The following is a 19,927-nucleotide window of genomic DNA, read 5'->3' as shown; positions in this document are numbered from 1 at the left end:
GAACAAAGTGAAAGCCAGCGTCTTTAGGCGCTGGCTGGTGATGTGGGCTTATAGCCCCTGTTCAAACCACCCGTTAGACGGGTGGTCATGATTTCAGTGGTGGTTTATAAGGGAACTGTTGTTTGGACGGGGAGAGGTCAAGCCGAGCTGAGTCAGTCTATGACAATTTTTCTACATACAGTTTCTGGGCGATAGGGACGGTCACTTGCAATGAAGAAGCACTCTTCGTTTTGAGGCTAAAGGTCCCTGCGTAGTCGTCAATCTGGGTCAAGTCAATCTGGTCGCCGACTTTGATGTCATGCTGCTCAAGGTAGTCAAGCAGTTGGTAATCGTCCTGAACACGGACCAAGCGATAGCTTCCCCTTTGGTCGAGTTGGTCTAAGGTTTGCTGATATTTTTCAATTAACAACTGTCCTTGCGCAGGAATGGTCCCACCGTGAGGGCAGGTTTTCGGGTAATCTAATAATTTTTCGAGGCGCTCGATAAACAGGGTTGAAACCGTGTGTTCCAAGACTTCAGCTTCCTCGTGGACCTGCTCGATGGTATAGCCTAGATGATTGACTAAAAAGACTTCAATCAATCGGTGCTTCCGATACAGCGCGGCAACCAGATACTGGCCAGACGCAGTCAAGGCATAGCCGCTCTGCTTGTCTTTAATGATTAAGTCATCGGCGATTAATTTTTTGAGCATTTCTGTCACCGCTGGTGCAGAAACTTTCATCACCTCTGCGACCTGTTTATTGGAAATCTTAGGCTCCTGCAAACTCAGTTCATAGAGGCATTTGAGGTAGTCTTCTTTGTTAGGCGTCATAAGGGTTCTTCTTTCTTGGATTGGCCATGTTTTATTTTATTATACCAAAATTTTAAAAAATACTTGACTTTATAGATTATTTAGGGTAAATTATAATTAAAATTAACCATGGTTAATAAAAATAATAATAACGATTAAGGAGATTTTCCTATATGATAAAGAAATGCTTTACTGCTGTGACAATGCTACTGCTTAGTCTAGGATTGGTTGCTTGTGGAACGCGCTCGGCTGAACAAGCAGGGTCTACAGCTGAGAAACCGACCGTTACCGTAACAACTTCATTTTTAGAGGATATGGTGCAGCAATTGGCAGGAGATGCTGTTACAGTGGAATTAATTATCCCAGCTGGCGAAGACCCTCACCTTTACACACCTAAATCCAGTGATTTGGACAAATTAGCTAAAGCTGATTTGGTGCTCTACCATGGTCTTCATTTTGAGGGGAAAATGGTCGATGCGCTTGAGCAATCAGGAGTAGCTGTTTCTAAAGATTTTGCAACTGCTGATATTAACGAGATGGAAGAAGAGGGAGAATCTGTTGTTGACCCTCACTTCTGGTTTGATATAGCTCTTTATAAGCAGGCGGTAGAAGTGGCGTCAGAAGAATTGCAAAAGCTCTTGCCAGCTACTAAGGACACCATTCAGTCTAATACGGACACTTATCTAGCAGACTTAGATGAATTAGACGCTTGGAATAAGGAAGAGTTGGCCAAGATTGCTGAAGGTAGCCGTTACTTGATTACACCTCATGATGCTTTTAACTACTTTGCGCGCAGCTATGGATTTAAAATTGCAGCGCCTCAAGGGGTGAGCACAGATTCAGAAGTGGCTAATAGCGATATGATGGAAACAGTGGATTTGATTGTGACGAACAAGGTTAAAGCCATCTTTACAGAAAGCACGACCAATCCTGAACGCATGGAAAAACTGAAGGAAGCGGTTGAAGCGAAGGGTGGTAGTGTGACCGTGGTGACAGGTGATGGCAATGAACTCTTGTCGGATTCACTAGCGCCATCTGGTGAAGACGGTGATACCTATATTGACATGTATAAGCACAATACGAGACTCATGGTAGAGAATCTCAAATAAGAGATCAGAACAAGCTGGAACAGGATCTGTTTCAGCTTACTGGTTTTAGAGGTCGTGTGGTTAAAGGTAACCAAAGACAGCCTGTGGAGTCGATTTATAAGTAAAAAAAGGAAATGAAAATGACAGAATACGCGTTAAAAACGGAAGGTCTCAATGTGCGTTACGGGACTATTTTGGCTCTATCGGATGTTAGTTTACGGATTCCCAAAGGAAGTCGCTGTGCCATTGTCGGTCCCAATGGTGCTGGAAAGTCGACCCTTTTTAAGGCAATCTTGGGACTGGAACCCTCTCAAGGAAGTCGTGAAATCCTCGGTCAGAGCGAGAGATTAGACAAGGTGATTGAACAGTCCATCGCCTACATTCCTCAAGCTTCCGATGTCAATTGGCAATTCCCAGCAACCGTTTATGATATTGTCATGATGGGACGCTTTGCCAAGATGAAAGGTTGGTTTAAAAAACCAAATCGGAACGATCGTGCGATTGTGGCTGAGGCCATTCAGACCATGGCGCTAGAAGAGTTTGTGGACCGTCAAATTGACCAACTGTCAGGAGGTCAGCGACAGAGGGTTTTCATTGCCCGTGCTCTCGCTCAGGAAGCCGACCTTTACCTGATGGATGAGCCTTTAGCAGGTGTGGACATTCAGACGGAAAAAATCATTATGGACACGCTCAAGGTATTTCAGAACAAGGGCAAAACGTCTCTCGTGATTCATCATGATCTCAATAGTTTAACCGCTTATTTTGACCATTTGGTTTGGGTGAATCAAGGAGTCATCGCAGCAGGTCCGATAATGAATGTTTTAACAACGGAAAATTATCAAAAAACCTATCGCATCGAGCAACCTATTCAGGGACTAATGGGTTTTAATGGCAAGGAGGGGTAAGGTGTTAGCAGTTTTAACAGATTATGCCTTTTTGACCGTGGCAGTGGGAACCTTAATATTGGCCCTTGCGTCTAGTATGGTTGGCACGATTACGGTATTGACCAAACAGAGTTTAATTGGAGACATGTTAGGGCACGCGGCTTATCCAGGGGTCGTTTTTGCCTTTATGGTTTTCCAGTCGCGTCAGCCCCTGCTCCTCATGTTGGGAGCTATGCTATCAGGCTATGTTTCCTATCGGCTCGTTTATTGGATCGCAAACCATCGTCGTCAGTCACTCATCAATGCCTTGGCTTTGGTGTCAGCGGCCTTCTTTGGTCTTGGGATGGTCCTTAAGCAGTTTGTTCAGGGGAACCCAACTTTTGCCAATAGTTCACAAGCTGGTCTTCAAACCTATCTTTTTGGTCAAGCTGCCTTTATTAAAAAGGCGGATGTGATTTTGATTATCGGTGTTTCGGTCGTTTGCTTGGCTTTATATGGAATTTATTACCAGCGTTATCGCCTTATGTTGTTTGATCCTGTTCATGCGCAACTGTCAGGGGTATCAGTTAAGACGCTGGATTTCTTGACGCGCTTGATGATGATTGCCTTGATTTCAGTAGGGTTAAAAGTGGTCGGTGCTATTCTCATGAGTGCCTTTCTCATCGCACCAGCTAGCCTTGGGCTCTTATGGGGCAAGACTTATGGGCAATCGCTACGCCTTGCAGCTGCCCTGGCAAGCGTATCAGCCTTAACGGGCTCATATATCAGCTCGTTAGTATCTGGCATGTCAACGGGACCTAGCATTATTGTGACCATGAGTGCTATAGCCCTAATGATTTGGACTGTTAAAAGAGGATTAGGAAGGAGTAACCATGTCTGAGGTGTTATTGATTTTAGGCCTTGTGTCGGTATCAACAAGCCTGTTGGGAAGTCTTTTGGTTTTGCAAAATCAAGCTATGATCGCTGATGCTCTGTCGCACTCGGTGCTCTTAGGAATCGTGCTCGGTTTTTTCGTCAGCCATAGCCTGGAATCACCTCTGTTGGTCATTGGGGCAGCAGTTTTTGGAGTGCTCACGGTAGTCTTGATTGAAATGATTCAGTCTAGGCGGTTGGCACGTGATGCAGCAACAGGTCTGGTTTTTTCGACCTTTTTTGCCTTGGCGGTCCTTCTCATTTCCATGTTTGCTCGAAATGTCCACCTGGACCTGGATATGGTTTTGATGGGAGAAGTGCTCTTTGCCCCCTTTTACCGGATGGCTGTTTTTGGCTTGTCCCTACCAGTAGCTTTAGTCAAGAGTATAGCTATTTTAGGGGTTAACCTGCTCTTTTTAGGATCAGCTTACCATCCTCTGAAACTCATGCTCTTTGACCCAACCCAAGCTCGGTTACAAGGTGTTCCGGTGAAAGGGTTACAATTGGCTGTTATGGTGCTGGTGTCGTTAACAACGGTAGTTTCCTTTGATGCGGTCGGGTCAATTGCGGTTATTGCCCTTATGATAGGGCCAAGCATGACCGCGCTCATCTGGGCAAAACATCTGCCTCAGTTTTTCCTCTCTACATTAATGATAGCCTTACTCAATAGTTGGTTGGGGTTTGCCCTAGCGAACCAGATGGATCTGACCATGGCAGGAGCCTGTGCCGTCGTTAGCCTACTGACCTTTTTGGTCGCTTTAGTGGGGCGTAGAGGGTTGGAAAAAACTTTTGGAGATAACTAGTGCTTTAGGGCTATACTGATTCAAATCATGCAATTCTTAGGCTTTTTTGCTAGAATAAAGGGAATATAAGAAAAACGGAGACTACTATGGTACGCTTACAAGATGATTTTTATGATGCGGTTAATGGTGACTGGGAGAAGACTGCGGTCATCCCTGAGGATAAGCCTCGAACAGGTGGGTTTTCAGACCTCAACGATGAGATTGAGGACTTGATGTTAGAAACAACGGACAAGTGGTTGGCTGGGCAGGATGTCCCAGACGATGCGGTCATCCAAAACTTTGTGAAGTTCCACCGCCTGGCTACCGACTTTGATCAACGCGAAGCAGATGGTGTAACGCCTGTTCTGCCGTTGATTGAAGAGTACAAGGCACTAACATCTTTTGATGACTTTGCCAGTCAAATCGCTCGTTTTGAGATGGACGGCAAGCCTAATCTTCTGCCATTTGGTGTGTCGCCAGACTTTATGGATGCTCAGACCAATGTGCTTTGGGCTTACGCGCCGTCAACGATTTTGCCGGATACGACTTATTATGAAGAGGGGCATCCGCAAAAAGAAGAACTCTTAGCCAAGTGGCGTGAGAGTCAGGAAGCCTTATTGCCAAAATTTGGCTTTTCAGAAGCTGAGATTGCGGACATGCTGGATAAGATTTTGGCGCTTGATGCTAAAGTCGCCCAATATGTTCTTTCTAGTGAAGAAGGATCTGAGTATGTTAAACTTTACCATCCTTATAACTGGGCTGATTTTGTCGCCTTAACGCCAGAGTTGCCATTTGATGCGATCTTCACGGAGATTTTAGGGGAGATTCCTGACAAGGTCATTGTGCCAGAGGAGCGCTTTTGGACTGAATTTGCTAAGGATTTCTATTCTCAAGCCAACTGGGAGCACCTCAAGGCAGTCTTGGTGCGAAGCGCAGCCTTGAGCTATACGTCTTACTTGACCGACGAGATTCGCGTCCTATCAGGTGCTTATAACCGCGCTCTTTCTGGGACGCCTCAGGCCATGGACAAGAAAAAAGCAGCCAATTATTTAGCGCAAGGGCCGTATAGCCAAGCTCTGGGACTCTGGTATGCGGGTGAGAAATTCTCGCCAGAAGCCAAGGCAGATGTGGAAGAAAAAGTGGTCAATATGATTCAGGTCTACAAGGATCGTTTGGAGACAGCGGACTGGTTGGCACCAGAAACTCGTGAGAAAGCCATTACTAAGCTAAATGTCATCACACCGCATATCGGCTACCCTGAAAAATTGCCAGAAACCTATGCTAAGAAAGTGATCGATGAGAACAAGTCTCTCGTTGAAAACGCACAGGAATTGGCTAAAATCAGCATCGCCCACACCTGGAGTAAATGGAATAAGCCTGTGGACAAGTCCGAGTGGCATATGCCTGCTCACATGGTCAATGCCTACTACGACCCGCAACAAAACCAGATTGTCTTCCCTGCAGCGATTCTGCAAGCGCCGTTTTACAGTTTGGAGCAAAGCTCTTCAGCCAACTATGGTGGTATCGGTGCGGTAATTGCCCATGAAATTTCCCATGCCTTTGACACCAACGGGGCTTCCTTTGACGAACACGGTAGCCTCAATGACTGGTGGACCGAGGCAGACTATGCGGCCTTTAAAGAACGGACAGATAAGATTGTGGCGCAGTTTGATGGCTTAGATTCTTACGGTGCTAAGGTCAATGGTCAGTTGACGGTCTCTGAAAACGTGGCTGACCTCGGTGGGGTAGCCTGTGCCCTAGAAGCAGCTCAGAAGGATGCGGACTTCTCTGCGGAAGCCTTCTTTAAAAACTTTGCGACCATCTGGCGCATGAAGGCGCGTCCAGAGTACATGCAGATGCTGGCAAGTGTCGATGTCCATGCCCCTGGCAAGCTTCGCACCAATGTCACCTTGACTAACTTTGATGCCTTCCATGACACCTTTGGTATCACTGAAAAAGACGCCATGTGGCGTGCCCCAGAAGAGCGTGTGATTATTTGGTAGAATCAAGATGAAGATTGAGAGCACTCTCAGTCTTCTTTTGGTTTAGGGAAATAACATAAAAAGCTAGAGTAACCACGCAAAAAAACGCAAGCCTCTCACTTTTTTAGTGAGCAGGGCATGCGTTTTAAAATGGTTTTAGGGTTAAGCAATAATCTCCGACAAGGATGCAATCTGGATTCCTTTTGTATCAAAGGTCTGGCGGATGGTGCGGACAAAGTCGAGGGCTTTAGGCCCATCGCCATGGACACAGATAGAGTCAGCTTCGATAGGAATAATGGCTCCGTCAATCGTCGTCACCGTTCTTTGAGTAATCATCTGAACAAGGCGATCGATAGCCAGTGCTTCATCGGTAATCATAGCCCCCTCCTTGCTGCGGGCAACTAGGGACCCGTCTTTTTCGTAAGAACGGTCGGCAAAGACTTCTTTGGCAACGCGTAAGCCACTGGATTTGGCAGCCAGGGCTAATTCACTGGCACCAGGACAGAGCAGAATTAACTCGTCATCGTAGCGGGCAACGGCTTCCGTGATGGCCTTAGCTAATGGGGCGTCTTGACAGGCCATGTTATAGAGGGCCCCGTGTGGTTTGACGTGTTGGAGCTTGGCGTTATGAGCAGTGACAAAAGCCCCCAGAGCCCCTATCTGGTAAGTGATGTAGGCACTGGTTTCTCTAACGGTCGTCTGCAGATTCCGACGGCCAAAACCCATCAAATCAGGAAAGCCAGGGTGAGCTCCGATACCTGTACCATGGCTTTTAGCCAGGGCAATCGTAGTGTCTATGACCAGAGGATCTCCGGCATGAAAACCGCAGGCCACATTGGCAGAACTGACTAGCGGGATGATCTGATCATCTTGGCCAATCTTGTATGCGCCGAAGCTTTCGCCTAAATCGCTGTTTAAATCAACCTTATAGGTCATAATTTTCCTCCTGCCTTGAGTGATAAAAAGTGCTCGATAAAGCTGGTTGTGATGTCTCCGGCTTTAAAATCAGGATTTTGCATGATGCTATATTGGAAGTCAAGGTTAGTCTCTACTCCCAATATAACCATTTCACCGAGGGCGCTCTTCATTTTTTGAATGGCAGCCTCACGGTCTGGGGCATGGACAATGACTTTAGCAATCATTGAATCATACTCAGATGGGATCTGATAGCCTGAATAGAGGGCCGTGTCAACCCGAACTCCATTTCCAGCTGGGAGATGCAGATGATTGACAGGACCAGGGCTTGGCATGAAGTTTTTGGCCGGGATTTCAGCATTGATACGGCATTCGATAGCGTGTCCGCGCAACTGAATATCCTCTTGCTTAAAGGACAGGTGCTGACCATCGGCAATCCGAATTTGCTCAGCAATCAAGTCTGTGCCTGTAACCATCTCCGTGACACCGTGCTCTACCTGGATGCGGGTGTTCATTTCCATAAAATAAAAATCACCGCTCTTATCCATGATAAATTCAATGGTTCCAGCATTGACATACTGAACGGCTCGGGCAGCAGCGAGAGCGGCTTGATTTAGTTGCTCTCGCAAGCGGTCGTCAATCGCAGGAGAAGGGCTTTCCTCGATCAGTTTCTGGTGGTTGCGCTGGACAGAGCAGTCCCGCTCTCCCAGGGCTACGACTTGACCGTACTGGTCAGCCATGATTTGGATTTCGATGTGTTTAGGGTCTTCAATGTATTTTTCCAGATACATGGCATCGTCCGCGAAAGCGTTGATGGACTCACTTTGAGCAATGGTAAATTGGTCTTCAAATTCAAGGGCATTTCGGGCAATCCGCATGCCCTTTCCGCCACCACCTGAGGACGCTTTGATCATGATTGGAAAGCCGATGTCAGGAAGAAGAGCTTTGGCATCTTCTAAATGTCTGACGTGGCTAGGACTTCCTGGGACAATAGGCACCCCAGCAGCAGTCATGGTTTGGCGGGCTTGGGATTTATTGCCCATCTGGTCGATAACTTCTGGGCTTGGTCCGATAAAGATAAGACCATTGTCTTGGCAGAGTCTTGCAAAATCAGCATTTTCAGAAAGAAAGCCAAAACCTGGATGAATGGCATCAGCACCAACATTGAGAGCGGCAGTGATGATATGGTTTTTGTTGAGGTAGCTGTTGCGAGCAGGTCCTTCGCCGATACAAATCCGTTGGTCGGCCAGTTGAACATGTAGGCTATTAGCATCCTCTTTAGAATAAATAGCTACAGACTGTAGACCAAGGTTTCGACAGGCGCGGATAATCCGAACAGCAATCTCACCCCGGTTAGCGATTAAAATTTTTTGAATCATAGCGTCACCGCCTTAAATCTTTCTAATCCTAAAGAGCGGTTGGCCATACTCCACTTTTTGCTCGTTGCTAACTAAAATGGCTTCGACCACACAGTCAGCGTCAACGGTGATTTCGTTCATTAATTTCATGGCTTCAAGGATACAGACCGTATCTCCAGCCTTTAATTTATCTCCGACGCGGACAAAGGCTGGAATGTCTGGACCAGCCGCAGAGTAAAAGGTCCCAACGAGCGGAGAGGTGATGAGGTCCTCATCGTTATCTGCGGTGTCATCGGCAGTTTCCACAGGCGTTGACGGGAGTGTTGGTAGATGGGAGGGCAGTGCTTGCACGACCTCGCCTTTACGGCTGAGTCGGATTTTAAAATCACCATCTTGGATATCCATTTCGACGAGAGAGGATTGTTCCAGTAGGGCGACAAGTTCTTTGATATCATCTATAGTCATTCAGTTTTTCTCCTATTGAAAAAGTGTGGCAATCCGTTTGGCGACCTGCCGACGATCAAGGACTTCCTTACAAGGTTGGTGGATGATTTGCCGCATCCGTTTAAATTCCTTGGCTTCGGCAGCCATGAGGGCTTGGGCTTCTTCGACTGAAATAGCCTTAAACCGAATGGTATGATCGGTTTTACGTTGGACCAATTTTGGCATATCGACAGAAGCCACCGTAGCGATTTTAGCATAACCACCAGTTGTTTGACGGTCTGATAGCAAAATGATGGGTTTGCCGTGGGCTGGGACTTGGACAGAGCCAAAGACGGTGCCGTCAGAAATGATGTCAGCCTTGTCGCGATGGGCAATAAATGGCCCATCTAAACGGCAGCCCATACGATCAAAATCACTGGTTACGGTATAGGTTTCAGAGAGAAAGGTGCGGATGCCATTTTTTGAAAAGGCCTCTTCTTGGGGACCAAGGACGACGCGTAAGACCGCCTCTTCTTGGTCAAATTCATCGATGTCAAGGGTACGAGACAAGAAATGAGGAAGGTAGAGGCGATTGATACGAAAATCAATAAAGTCCCCAGCTTCTAACTTGCGTCCCTTAAAGCCACCCAACCCAACCTTGCTATTGGTAGACCGGCTTCCCATGACTGTTGGAACCTGGAGATAGCTTGAAAAACTAATGTAGCCTCTGGAGCCGGTTCGAGCACCGCCAAAAGCAAGCACATCTCCCTTGTGGACATAAAGGGCGGTGTACATCTTAGCAGGTTCGCCATTGATCGTCGGTTGAAAATCGCCACCTGTGATGGCAATAATAGTTGCCCGCGTAAATTCGAGGGTTGGTCCAACCAGAGAAAACTCAAGAACTGCCTCGTTTTCAGGGTTATCAATGAGGAGGTTAGCAATCCGAAAGGACCTAACATCCAAGACTCCAGACACTCCGAAACCTTGGCTTTGAAAGCCAGTGCGGCCCATATCTTGTACAGTAGTCATGAGACCGGGTTTTAAAATTCTAATGCCCATGGCTGCCCTCCTCTCGAATAATGGTTACTTGGTAGTTGTCAGCCTTTACAGCAGCTAAGATATTCCCGAATTCCTCTTCACTAACGGGCTTAAATCGGATGTAGTCTCCTGCCTCAAACAAGATGGGGACTTGCCGATTTGGTTGATAGGTTTCGATAGGGGTTCGACCGATTAACTGCCACCCGCCGGGCGATTCTAGAGGATAGATGCCAGTTTGATTCCCACCGATGCCGACACTGCCTGCGGGAATGGCCAAGCGGGGATTGTCTAGGCGTGGTGTGTGGATGCGGTCATCCAAGCCACCAAGATAAGGAAATCCTGGCAAAAAGCCTAGCATATAGATGAGATAATCTTGGCTAGAATGAATGGCAATGACATCTTCTTCGGTCAGTCCGGCGTTTTGAGCAACAAAGGGTAAATCAGGGCCGTAATTACCACCATAACAGACCGGGATTTCAAAGATTCGCTTGCCCGCCTTGGCTAATGAGACCTTCGCATCTTGTAAGGCCAGTAGGTGGTTCTTAATCCTGGCAAACGTAATGACCCTGGGATCATAAGATATCAAAAGGGATGCAAAGGCCGGAATGATGTCGATGATTCCAGAGATGGGTTGCTCCTTCAAGAGAAAGAGCAACGACTTGATCTGGTGGTTGATATCGGGACTGATGGCTTGCTCAAAGGTTAATAACACCGCTGAGTCACCAGCTGTTTTAATGGTAAAGGTCATAAGCAATGTTCCTTATCGGTTAAGCAAAAAGTTGGCCGAGGGAGCCTAGGGATTGGAAACCAAGGTAGGCTGTTGCAATCACCACGATAATCCCAGCGATAAGCAACCATTTCGGATGTTTGTAATCAGGTCCGACAATGTTTGATTTTTGACTAGCCACCAGACAGATGCCAAGGGTCAGCGGAAGAATCAAGCCGTTCAGAGCCCCAGCGATGACTAAAAGATTAGCCGGTTGTCCTAAGAAGGCCATGATACAGGTTGAGACGATGATGAAAGCGATGGTGACAGCTTTTTCATGCTTAGCAACCATAGGGATTAATGTTTTTAAGAAAGAGACAGAGGTGTAAGCAGCTCCGACGATTGAAGTAAGAGCAGCTGATAAGAGCACAAGACCGAAGAATCGGTAGCCGATTTCACCAGCCCCTTGCTTGAAAGCATCGGCTGCTGGGTTGGCTGGATCAAGGCTAACGCCTTTGCTGACCACGCCTAAAATAGCCAAAAACAAGAAAATTCGGACAATTGTAGCGATTGAAATACCTGTCATAGCACTTTTCTTGACGTGGGCTAAGTTTTCTTTGCCTGTGAAGCCAGCATCGATCAGACGGTGAGCTCCTGCAAAAGTGATATAACCGCCAACCGTTCCCCCTAAGAGAGTCAAGATAGGGCTAAACAAATCGCTATAAGGGACATCTGGCATAACTGTTGCTTTCAGAGCTTCTCCGTAAGGTGGATTTACTATCAGAATAACAATGAAGATAACAGCGATCATGAGGCCACCCAGAATCTTAGTGAAATTGTCCATGGCAGTCATGGCATTTTTGAAAAGGAAGATGAGAATGGCTAGTCCACCAGCTAGAAAATAACCAAAGATAGTTGGAATTCCAAGCAAGGTATTAAAGCCAAGGGCACCACCACCGACGTTCCCGATGTTAAAGACCAGTCCTCCCAAAACAATAAGTGCTGTTAGAAGATATCCCAAACCAGGAAAGACTTTGTTGGCCACATCTTGGCCACGCAGACCGCTGGACGTTAGTACTGGCCAGATATTCAACTGAACGATTAAGGCTAATACCACTGCCACTAGTACTACAAAGCCAAAGCTAGCACCATACAAGTCGGTGAACTTAGCGGTTTGTGTTAAGAAACCGGGTCCGATGGCAGATGTTGCCATGATAAATGCAGCTCCGATGAGAGCGCCACGATTCGTCTTTTTATCCATAAAAGAACCTCCAAAAAAATGATAGTGTTTACATTATACGCTAAAAATAAAAAATGTCAACAAAAAACACAAAATTATGTCAGAAGATATGACATGAGTCCCGAAAATAGAAATAACTAGTACTAGAAAAGTTCATCAAATACTTTTAAGTCCACGTTTTTCTTGTTATACTAGAGCTATGAATGGTTATGGAATAGTTCTAGGACTAGGATTTGTTCTGCTTGGGGTCATGGTCATTGTGATCAGGAACCGGAGGCAAATGATGGACACAGAACTCAATGATTTATCGCTTGATGATGACTTCCGAGCGTCGTATTATGGATTTTTAGATGCAGAAGATCAGGATATTTGGCGAGCAAGGTTACAGGGTCAAGTTGTTTTCCTGAAGCGACAAGGCTGGTCTAAGTCAGTGATTGAGAAAGGCTTCTTGCGGGCCCTAAAGGTGCCTGATGAGCGAGATAAACATCTTTCCTATCTGGAAGACCGGATGGAAGAGAGCCAGCTGTTTGGCTCGGAGTTGTTTCAAAACCTGTGGCGGATTGGCGGCCGAGAAAGTCGTGTCAAAGAGTTAAAAGACCTCTTAGAGGCTGCTATGACTGTCGCGACAATGCCGGATAACTTATCGGGAACTATTGCGGAAACGGAGCGCTTGATTGCGCGTATTTCCCCAGACATAGAGCCTGCAGATCCTTTTTGGAAGGAGTTTTCAAAGACGGTCCAAAAAGCTTTTCCGGGTCAAACCCTGGCAGGTGAGGGGAAGCTAAATCGCCAACTTCATCAATTCCGCTATGTCATTTCGTCCCAGCAGGCCCAGTGGGTGCGTCAGCATTACCGTAAAGAAGGGATGACCGATGCACAGGCCTTGGCTGTCTATATCCGTAATATGGATAATCGCAATGGCGTTATGCAGGAACTGGGCGTCGACAATACCAATTATTACTATGCTTATAACATGACAGAATCTGCTCGTTTGCATAACAAAATTGCCCTAAAACCATCCGATGCGACGACTGCTGAGATTATCTATCCAGATGGTATACCGCTTATCAATTTTAAAATTTTACTCCATTTTCATACAGAGTTTATCTTGGACGAGCTTGGGCATTTTCTCAATGAGGTGGATGTTGAAGGAGTGACTGAAAATGGCATCCTTAATGGTGCTAGTTTTAACTATGCCAGTCAAAACAATGCTCGGCACAGAGCCCTAGATATAGCTCCTGTCGGTCCACACGACCCCACCTTTCGCAAAAAACTGGCTCGCCAAAAACACGCCCGCTTTTTCTCACCGAATCGCCTGACCACCGAAAAAGGGAGCAAGCAAGCGAATGATTGGCTTTTCTCCTACTTTAACCCCAAAGGTTATTTTGCTAAAGATGGCCAATCGGGCGCTCAGCGGGTCACCAAAGCCGTCAAACATTTTGAGAAAATGATTGATGAAGGATTGGATGGGTAGAAGTGGTGCTTTTTCAAGAATTGTTAAAATCAGCAGTATGATGAAATTAGGCATTGCCAAAAAGATGTTTAGGTTGGTAAGTGTGTGCTTGATCCAGATGGATATACAGCTTATAAAAAAGGGCCCTTTTTTAAAAAAATTACTTTCATTAATCAAAGCTTTAAGGTTTGTTTAAGGAAGTTTAAGTATACTGTATTCAATCCTAAAATTTTAAAAAGTTGGCAACCTTGTTCCAAGTGGTTGTTAACGTTCATATATCTCCAGGAAATAATCGACTGCGGTCGGCTATTTCTTTTTTCATCTCCCTTAAAATCTGCTATAATAGGGGCATGACAAGAATTTTAGACAGTGAATTAATGGGTGACGAGGAGCTGGTTGAGCGCACGCTTCGTCCCCAATATTTAAGAGAATACATCGGCCAAGACAAGGTCAAGGACCAATTAAAAATCTTTATCGAGGCTGCCAAGCTAAGGGATGAAGCCATGGACCATACCCTTCTTTTTGGGCCTCCCGGTCTCGGGAAAACGACCATGGCCTTTGTGATTGCCAATGAACTTGGGGTCAATCTCAAGCAGACCTCCGGTCCTGTCATTGAAAAAGCAGGCGATTTGGTGGCTATTCTCAATGACCTTGAACCAGGAGATGTCCTTTTTATCGATGAAATCCATCGCCTACCGATGGCCGTTGAAGAGGTGCTCTACAGTGCCATGGAAGATTTTTACATTGACATCATGATTGGTAGTGGCGATGCGAACCGCAGTGTCCACTTGGAGTTGCCACCCTTTACCCTCATCGGAGCGACCACACGGGCTGGGATGTTGTCCAATCCCTTGCGGGCACGGTTTGGGATCACAGGGCATATGGAGTATTACGAGCAGTCTGATCTGACGGAGATTGTCGAGCGGACGGCGGATATTTTTGAGATGGTCATTACCCACGAAGCCGCGATTGAATTAGCCCGTCGTAGTCGCGGGACGCCACGGATTGCCAACCGCCTTCTAAAACGGGTCCGAGACTTCGCCCAAATCATGGGAGACGGCCAGATTGATGCACGTATTACAGACAAGGCCTTGTCCATGCTGGACGTGGATAGCGAAGGGTTAGATTATGTCGATCAAAAAATCCTGCGCACCATGATTGAGATGTACAAGGGAGGGCCAGTCGGTCTGGGCACCTTGTCGGTCAATATCGCAGAAGAGCGTGAAACGGTCGAAGACATGTATGAACCCTACCTGATCCAGCAAGGCTTTATCATGCGGACGCGGACGGGGCGCGTGGCGACACCCAAGGCTTATGCGCATCTGGGTTATTCGCCTAAGGAGATTTAGTGCAATAGATCATACGGAAAAGCTGGGAAACCGGCTTTTTTTGAATACTGCCGTAGAGCGGTATTTAGTGTCTTTTGGAAACGTGGTATAATGGGATTAGAAGTGAGAGGGTTTGTTATGGATTTTAGAACTTTGATCAATCACCACTATCCTAAATTAACAGCATCTGAAAAAAACATGGCTAACTACCTATTAGCCTATACTGGGAATCTAGATGACCTGACGAGTCAGCAGTTGTCTGATGAGCTTTATCTGTCCCGAGCAGCGATTTTCCGCTGGCTCAAAAAAATGGAAATCGATTCCTTTGCAGAACTCAAATATTTGTTGAAACAGCGGGATCATCTGCCACAGGGACAAGATGATTTTGAAGAGGTCATTCAAAACTATCATCTCTATGTGGATCAGATTTTCGCCAAGCAGCAGCTACAACCGATGGTAGCCTTATTGGCGTCACGAGAGGTCATCTATCTGTTTGGGACGGGAAATGAGCAGAAGCTGGAAGTGGAATCCATGCGTCAGCTATTTACCTCCCTAGGAAAAAAGGTCAGTGTCCTTTTTGACCAGGGGGAGTTTTCCTATGCCAAGGAAAATTTTTCGGAGGATGATTTGTTTTGCTTGATTTCCTATAAGGGGGAATCGCCTGAAGGGATAGCCATGTTGGAAGAGTGTCGTGTGAGCCCAATCAAGACCCTGGTGATGACCAGAACCTCCACCAATACCATGTCTAGCTTATCAGACTATCAGCTTTATGTGCCGACGACATCTATCCATACCAAAACCAAGTTTACTCATGGGATTAGCACAACCTTTTATTTTATCATTGACCAGCTCTTTGAAGGGTGTTATCAGTTGCTACATAAAGGAGGAAAGGCATGAGTCTTGCAGTATTGGTCCAAGAAAAGGCGAGACACTTGTCTGAGCTTGACTGGGACATTTACCACTATATTGAGGAGGCAGACCTGTCTGGCCTTACGATTCAGGAAGTGGCAGCAGCTTGCCATGTGTCAACCACGACGATCTTTCGCTTTTGCCAAAAGCTGGGGCTATCGGGCTTTAGCGAATTGAAAGCCTCTCTGAAGTTACAGGCCAAGCTGACGGATAGTGAACAGGATTACCCTAAACTCTACCATCAGATTATTGATTATATCCATAGTTATGACACTACCTCCTTGTTTCAGGCTTTGACGGAGCGCAAAACCGTCTATCTCTTCGCCCAGACGGATAAGGAATTACGTGTGGCAAAGGTTATCGAGCGAATTTTCCTGCAGAGTCAACTGTCTCTCTTTATTTTACCCAATCCTCAAGCTCTTGAAGCCTGCCTCAAAAAGGGGGAGGCCTCGGTCCTTTGGGTGATTAAGATTGATGGAAAGAGCAACCTCCCGGTGATCGCTTTGGCACCGCAGACCATGTCTTCCTTTTATACCTTGGTCATGACAGATACCCAGCACCCATCCATTCTCTATGATGATTTGCTGCTGATTCCAACTATTGACAAGGCTCGTTTCCCCTATGCAGAGCCGATTCTCACGCCATTTTTATTGGCGGTGGAAATCCTCTTTCTCAAATTTAGACTGCTCCAGTAGTGGTCTTTTTTACTTTTATAGGAAAAAAGTGACGAATGCCGGTCGCTTTTTTTTAATGGCCAAAAGCTATTGAAGATGTAATGCTGTTGGCTTATAATGGCTCTTGTAAACGATTACGAGCAGAAAGGAAGAACGGATGCGTCAACAGGAAAAATGGTGGCAAAAAGAAGTCATTTATCAGATTTACCCTCGCAGTTTCTATGATAGCAACCAAGATGGGATCGGGGACATTCCGGGCATTATTGAAAAGCTAGACTATCTCAGTGATTTGGGAGTGACAAGCTTGTGGATTTGCCCAATCTTTCAATCGCCTATGGCTGATAATGGTTATGATATCTCCGACTATTTTGCTATCTCAGAGGAATTCGGGACCTTGGAGGATGTCAAGCGATTGATCGCAGAAGCCAAAGCGCGTGGGATTAAGATTATCTTAGATTTGGTGGTCAATCACACCTCTGATGAGCATGCTTGGTTTCAAGAAGCCTTGCGTGACCCTAAGAGCAAGTATCGCGATTATTATATTTTTAAAGAGGGGACTGAAGCCCCTAATAACTGGCGATCCATCTTTGGTGGTAGCGTTTGGGAAAAACTCCCCAATGAGGATATTTTCTACTACCATACCTTCCACAAGAAACAGCCTGACCTCAACTGGGAAAATCCAGCCCTGCGCGAGGAGGTTTACCAGATGGTTACTACCTGGCTAGAGATGGGAATTGCAGGTTTTCGGATTGATGCCATCACCTTTATCAAAAAGGATTTGACCTTTAAGAGTCAGCCAGCAGATGGGGTCGATGGCCTGGTTAAGTGCACCAAGACAAGTCGTAATCAACCGGGCATCGAGGTTTTCCTGAAGGAGCTCAATGAACGTTGTTTCCAAAAATACGATTGTGTCACAGTGGCAGAAGCCCCTGGAGTGCCTTATGACCAGCTCGATCAGTTTATCGGACCGGATGGGTTCTTCTCGATGATTTTTGATTTCAAACATGCAGACCTCGATGTCGCAAGCGGCAGCGAATGGTTTAAGCGGGTAGCGTGGACACCTGAGGATCTTTTCCAAATCCTGGAAGAGTCGCAATTAGCCATCCAAACATCTGGATGGGGAGCTCCCTTTATCGAAAATCACGACCAACCACGGGCAACCAGTAAGTACTTGTTGAATCAGGCGACCAATCCACTTGCTGTCAAAGCGATTGGTTTGATGTACTTTTTCTTGAGAGGGACACCCTTTATCTATCAAGGCCAAGAACTTGGTATGATTAACTTTGAGCGCGATGGCATTGACGCTTTTGATGACATCTCCTCGATTGATCAGTATCACCGAGGGATGGCTGAAGGGCTAACGGCTGATGAAGCCCTTCAGATTATTAACCTCAGAAGCCGTGACAATTCAAGGACACCCGTCCAGTGGACAGCAGAGCCGACGGTTGGTTTCACAGAAGGAACCCCGTGGTTGCCCATTGCGGAGCGATCAGAGGTGCGAAATGCGGCGCACCAGATAGCCACTCCAGATAGCATTTTCCAGTTTTACAAGGCCATGATTGCGCTTAAACAGAATCCTGCCCTTGAAACTTTGACCCTAGGTGAGATTGCCTTTCCAGAGCGTCAGGGGAAACCTGTCTTTCTTTACAGGCGTGAGGATGCAGGGGCGAGTTACCTGATTGTGGTGAGCCTTTCTGAGATGAGAGAAACGATTACGCTTGAGCGTCCTGTCAAGGCCGTGCACCTGTATAACAGCCAAGACTATACCATTGACCAACACCTTTTAACACTTCCAGCCTTTGGGGCTCTTGTCATTGAGGAGGAGAAATAATGACAGAAAAATACAGAAAAATTGCCAGTGATATCTTAGAAATCGTTGGCCGTGACAATATCATATCTGCAACACATTGTGCGACGCGTCTTCGCTTAGTCGTTAAAGACCATGAAACGATCGACACCAAAGCCATCGAAAAGGTTGACGAGGTTAAAGGTACTTTCTTTAACAGCGGCCAATACCAAATTATCTTGGGTGGTGGGATTGTCAACAAGGTTTTTGAAGAATTGGAAACCATGAGCATTGCCACAGTGGCTAAGTCTGAACAAGATGCCTATGTTAAGAGCCAGGAAAAAGGGATCCGTGCCATCATGCGGACCATGGGCGATATCTTTGTTCCGATTGTTCCTGTTATCGCAGCAACCGGTCTTTTCCTAGGGCTTAAAGGGGTGATTTTCAATGACAATATCCTTGGCTTGATTGGTTTATCCACAGAGATTTTCCCGCCCTACCTTAACCAATTGGTCAGCGTTTTGACAGATACGGCATTTGCCTTCTTGCCAGCCTTGATCACCATGTCTGCTTTCCGCGTCTTTGGCGGGACACCGATGATCGGTTTAGTTCTAGGGTTGATGTTCGTCTCACCTAGCTTGCCAAATGCTTATGCAGTTGCCTCTGGCGATGCTGAAGCTATTCAGGTCTTTGGGGTGATTCCAGTCATGGGAGCACAAGGGTCTGTCTTAACAGCGATTTTAGCTGGTTTTCTCGGTTCTAAATTAGAACGCAAACTCCGTAAAATCATGCCGAATTCCTTGGACCTCATCTTAACACCGTTTGTGACCATCTTGGTGATGTTGGTTGTGGTATTGATGGGCTTTGGTCCCATCGTTCACTGGTTGGAAATCGGGATTGTTAACCTGACGGAGTTCTTGATGAACTTGCCATTTGGTTTGGGTGGTTTCTTTGTCGGAGCGACTTACCCACTGACCGTTATTGCAGGGCTTCACCACATGTATGTCTTGATTGAAACCTCGCTGCTAGCTAACACAGGCTTCAACCAACTGATTACCCTTTGTGCCATGTATGGATTTGCGAACTTGGGTTCTTGTTTGGCCTTTTATCGCAGCGCCAAGAGCAGCAAGGTTAAGCAAACGGTTATGGGTGCCTTCATGTCTCAATTGTTCGGGATAAGTGAGCCGGTTCTCTTTGGATTGCACTTGCGTTACCATTTGAAACCTCTTTACATGATGCTTTTGTCATCTGGTCTAGGTGCAGCACTCCTATCCCTCTTCCAAATTCGCTCTAACTCTTATGGTCTAGCGGTGTTGCCTTCATACCTCATGTATATCTATGACAATTACCAATTGGTGGTTTACTTCTTGGTATCCATCTTCACAGTAGGCCTTTGCTTCACCTTGACCAAGATGTTCGCCATTCCGCAAGAAATCTTGATTGACGATGAAGCCTAAGCATTGTATCGGTTATCCAATCACTAGCTATTCTCCTTGCCAAGCGGTTTACAAAAAGTTTTAGAAGGAACGTTAGTGATGTTAAGGTCAAGACAACAGTCTTGGCCTCAGATTGAAGACAAAGTCCTTAGATTACAGTTTCTAAGGGCTTTTTGGTTGAAATAGGAGTATACTAAAAGAAAAGGCTTTGCGAGGAAGCGTG

At 46.3% G+C, this 19,927-nt stretch carries 18 protein-coding genes; 11 read left to right on the top strand and 7 right to left on the bottom strand.

What is annotated here, in order from left to right:
• Positions 1 to 157 precede the first annotated feature (157 nt).
• On the bottom strand, positions 158 to 811 hold the full coding sequence (locus J2S23_RS10110) for a metal-dependent transcriptional regulator (protein WP_307122605.1): 654 nt from the start codon (positions 809 to 811) through the stop codon (positions 158 to 160).
• 155 nt (positions 812 to 966) lie between these two features.
• Here J2S23_RS10110 and J2S23_RS10105 point away from each other — a divergent pair, with 155 nt between their 5' ends.
• The 5 genes from J2S23_RS10105 to J2S23_RS10085 all read left to right on the top strand — a co-directional run bounded on the left by J2S23_RS10105 (position 967) and on the right by J2S23_RS10085 (position 6,459).
• A complete protein-coding gene (locus J2S23_RS10105) occupies positions 967 to 1,899 on the top strand; it encodes a metal ABC transporter solute-binding protein, Zn/Mn family (RefSeq protein WP_370868715.1) in 933 nt (310 codons plus the stop codon).
• Between the two features lie 119 nt (positions 1,900 to 2,018).
• Positions 2,019 to 2,783: a metal ABC transporter ATP-binding protein gene (locus tag J2S23_RS10100; RefSeq protein ID WP_307122603.1), complete on the top strand. Its 765-nt coding sequence runs from the start codon at positions 2,019 to 2,021 to the stop codon at positions 2,781 to 2,783.
• Positions 2,767 to 3,642 (top strand): metal ABC transporter permease, encoded by an 876-nt coding sequence (locus J2S23_RS10095; protein ID WP_370868714.1) that lies wholly within the window; start codon positions 2,767 to 2,769, stop codon positions 3,640 to 3,642. Before J2S23_RS10100 ends, J2S23_RS10095 begins: the two co-directional genes overlap by 17 nt.
• A complete protein-coding gene (locus J2S23_RS10090; RefSeq protein WP_307122601.1) occupies positions 3,635 to 4,477 on the top strand; it encodes a metal ABC transporter permease in 843 nt (280 codons plus the stop codon). Before J2S23_RS10095 ends, J2S23_RS10090 begins: the two co-directional genes overlap by 8 nt.
• 86 nt (positions 4,478 to 4,563) lie before the next feature.
• On the top strand, positions 4,564 to 6,459 hold the full coding sequence (locus J2S23_RS10085) for a M13 family metallopeptidase (RefSeq protein ID WP_307122600.1): 1,896 nt from the start codon (positions 4,564 to 4,566) through the stop codon (positions 6,457 to 6,459).
• 141 nt (positions 6,460 to 6,600) lie between these two features.
• Here J2S23_RS10085 and J2S23_RS10080 read toward each other — a convergent pair whose 3' ends face one another.
• Genes J2S23_RS10080 through J2S23_RS10055 form a run of 6 tightly spaced genes read right to left on the bottom strand, consistent with a single transcriptional unit; the run spans position 6,601 to position 12,139 of the window.
• Positions 6,601 to 7,374: a LamB/YcsF family protein gene (locus J2S23_RS10080; RefSeq protein WP_307122599.1), complete on the bottom strand. Its 774-nt coding sequence runs from the start codon at positions 7,372 to 7,374 to the stop codon at positions 6,601 to 6,603.
• Positions 7,371 to 8,732 carry an acetyl-CoA carboxylase biotin carboxylase subunit gene (accC, locus tag J2S23_RS10075; RefSeq protein ID WP_307122598.1) on the bottom strand — a complete coding sequence of 454 codons (1,362 nt, stop codon included), beginning with the start codon at positions 8,730 to 8,732 and terminating at the stop codon, positions 7,371 to 7,373. Before accC ends, J2S23_RS10080 begins: the two co-directional genes overlap by 4 nt.
• A 12-nt stretch (positions 8,733 to 8,744) precedes the next feature.
• Positions 8,745 to 9,176 (bottom strand): acetyl-CoA carboxylase biotin carboxyl carrier protein, encoded by a 432-nt coding sequence (gene accB / locus J2S23_RS10070; RefSeq protein ID WP_307122597.1) that lies wholly within the window; start codon positions 9,174 to 9,176, stop codon positions 8,745 to 8,747.
• A 12-nt stretch (positions 9,177 to 9,188) separates the two neighbouring features.
• Positions 9,189 to 10,193 carry a 5-oxoprolinase subunit C family protein gene (locus J2S23_RS10065; protein WP_307122596.1) on the bottom strand — a complete coding sequence of 335 codons (1,005 nt, stop codon included), beginning with the start codon at positions 10,191 to 10,193 and terminating at the stop codon, positions 9,189 to 9,191.
• On the bottom strand, positions 10,183 to 10,920 hold the full coding sequence (gene pxpB / locus J2S23_RS10060) for a 5-oxoprolinase subunit PxpB (RefSeq protein ID WP_307122595.1): 738 nt from the start codon (positions 10,918 to 10,920) through the stop codon (positions 10,183 to 10,185). The genes J2S23_RS10065 and pxpB overlap by 11 nt, the downstream gene beginning before the upstream one ends.
• Positions 10,921 to 10,939: 19 nt before the next feature.
• Positions 10,940 to 12,139, bottom strand: a complete 1,200-nt coding sequence (locus J2S23_RS10055) for an NRAMP family divalent metal transporter (protein ID WP_307122594.1) — start codon at positions 12,137 to 12,139, stop codon at positions 10,940 to 10,942.
• A 178-nt stretch (positions 12,140 to 12,317) separates the two neighbouring features.
• Between J2S23_RS10055 and J2S23_RS10050 the strand changes: the two genes are divergently transcribed.
• From J2S23_RS10050 to J2S23_RS10025, 6 genes are all read left to right on the top strand, one after another.
• A complete protein-coding gene (locus J2S23_RS10050; protein WP_307122593.1) occupies positions 12,318 to 13,592 on the top strand; it encodes a DUF3114 domain-containing protein in 1,275 nt (424 codons plus the stop codon).
• Positions 13,593 to 13,921: 329 nt separating this feature from the next.
• Positions 13,922 to 14,920, top strand: a complete 999-nt coding sequence (gene ruvB, locus J2S23_RS10045; RefSeq protein ID WP_307122592.1) for a Holliday junction branch migration DNA helicase RuvB — start codon at positions 13,922 to 13,924, stop codon at positions 14,918 to 14,920.
• Positions 14,921 to 15,037: 117 nt separating this feature from the next.
• The gene (locus J2S23_RS10040) at positions 15,038 to 15,796 is read left to right on the top strand and encodes a MurR/RpiR family transcriptional regulator (protein WP_307122591.1); all 759 of its coding nucleotides are present in this window, start codon (positions 15,038 to 15,040) and stop codon (positions 15,794 to 15,796) included.
• Positions 15,793 to 16,503, top strand: coding sequence for a MurR/RpiR family transcriptional regulator (locus J2S23_RS10035; RefSeq protein ID WP_307122590.1), 711 nt, complete (start codon positions 15,793 to 15,795; stop codon positions 16,501 to 16,503). The genes J2S23_RS10040 and J2S23_RS10035 overlap by 4 nt, the downstream gene beginning before the upstream one ends.
• Positions 16,504 to 16,639: 136 nt before the next feature.
• A complete protein-coding gene (locus tag J2S23_RS10030) occupies positions 16,640 to 18,313 on the top strand; it encodes an alpha-glucosidase (protein WP_307122589.1) in 1,674 nt (557 codons plus the stop codon).
• Complete coding sequence (locus tag J2S23_RS10025) at positions 18,313 to 19,725, top strand: PTS transporter subunit EIIC (protein ID WP_307122588.1); 1,413 nt, start codon at positions 18,313 to 18,315, stop codon at positions 19,723 to 19,725. The genes J2S23_RS10030 and J2S23_RS10025 overlap by 1 nt, the downstream gene beginning before the upstream one ends.
• Positions 19,726 to 19,927: the final 202 nt, after the last annotated feature.

It is taken from the genome of Streptococcus moroccensis, assembly GCF_030812835.1.
In the GTDB taxonomy this organism is placed as follows: domain Bacteria; phylum Bacillota; class Bacilli; order Lactobacillales; family Streptococcaceae; genus Streptococcus; species Streptococcus moroccensis.
The sequence above is the reverse complement of the archived record's forward strand: the minus strand, read 5'-3'. Positions and strand labels throughout refer to the sequence as shown.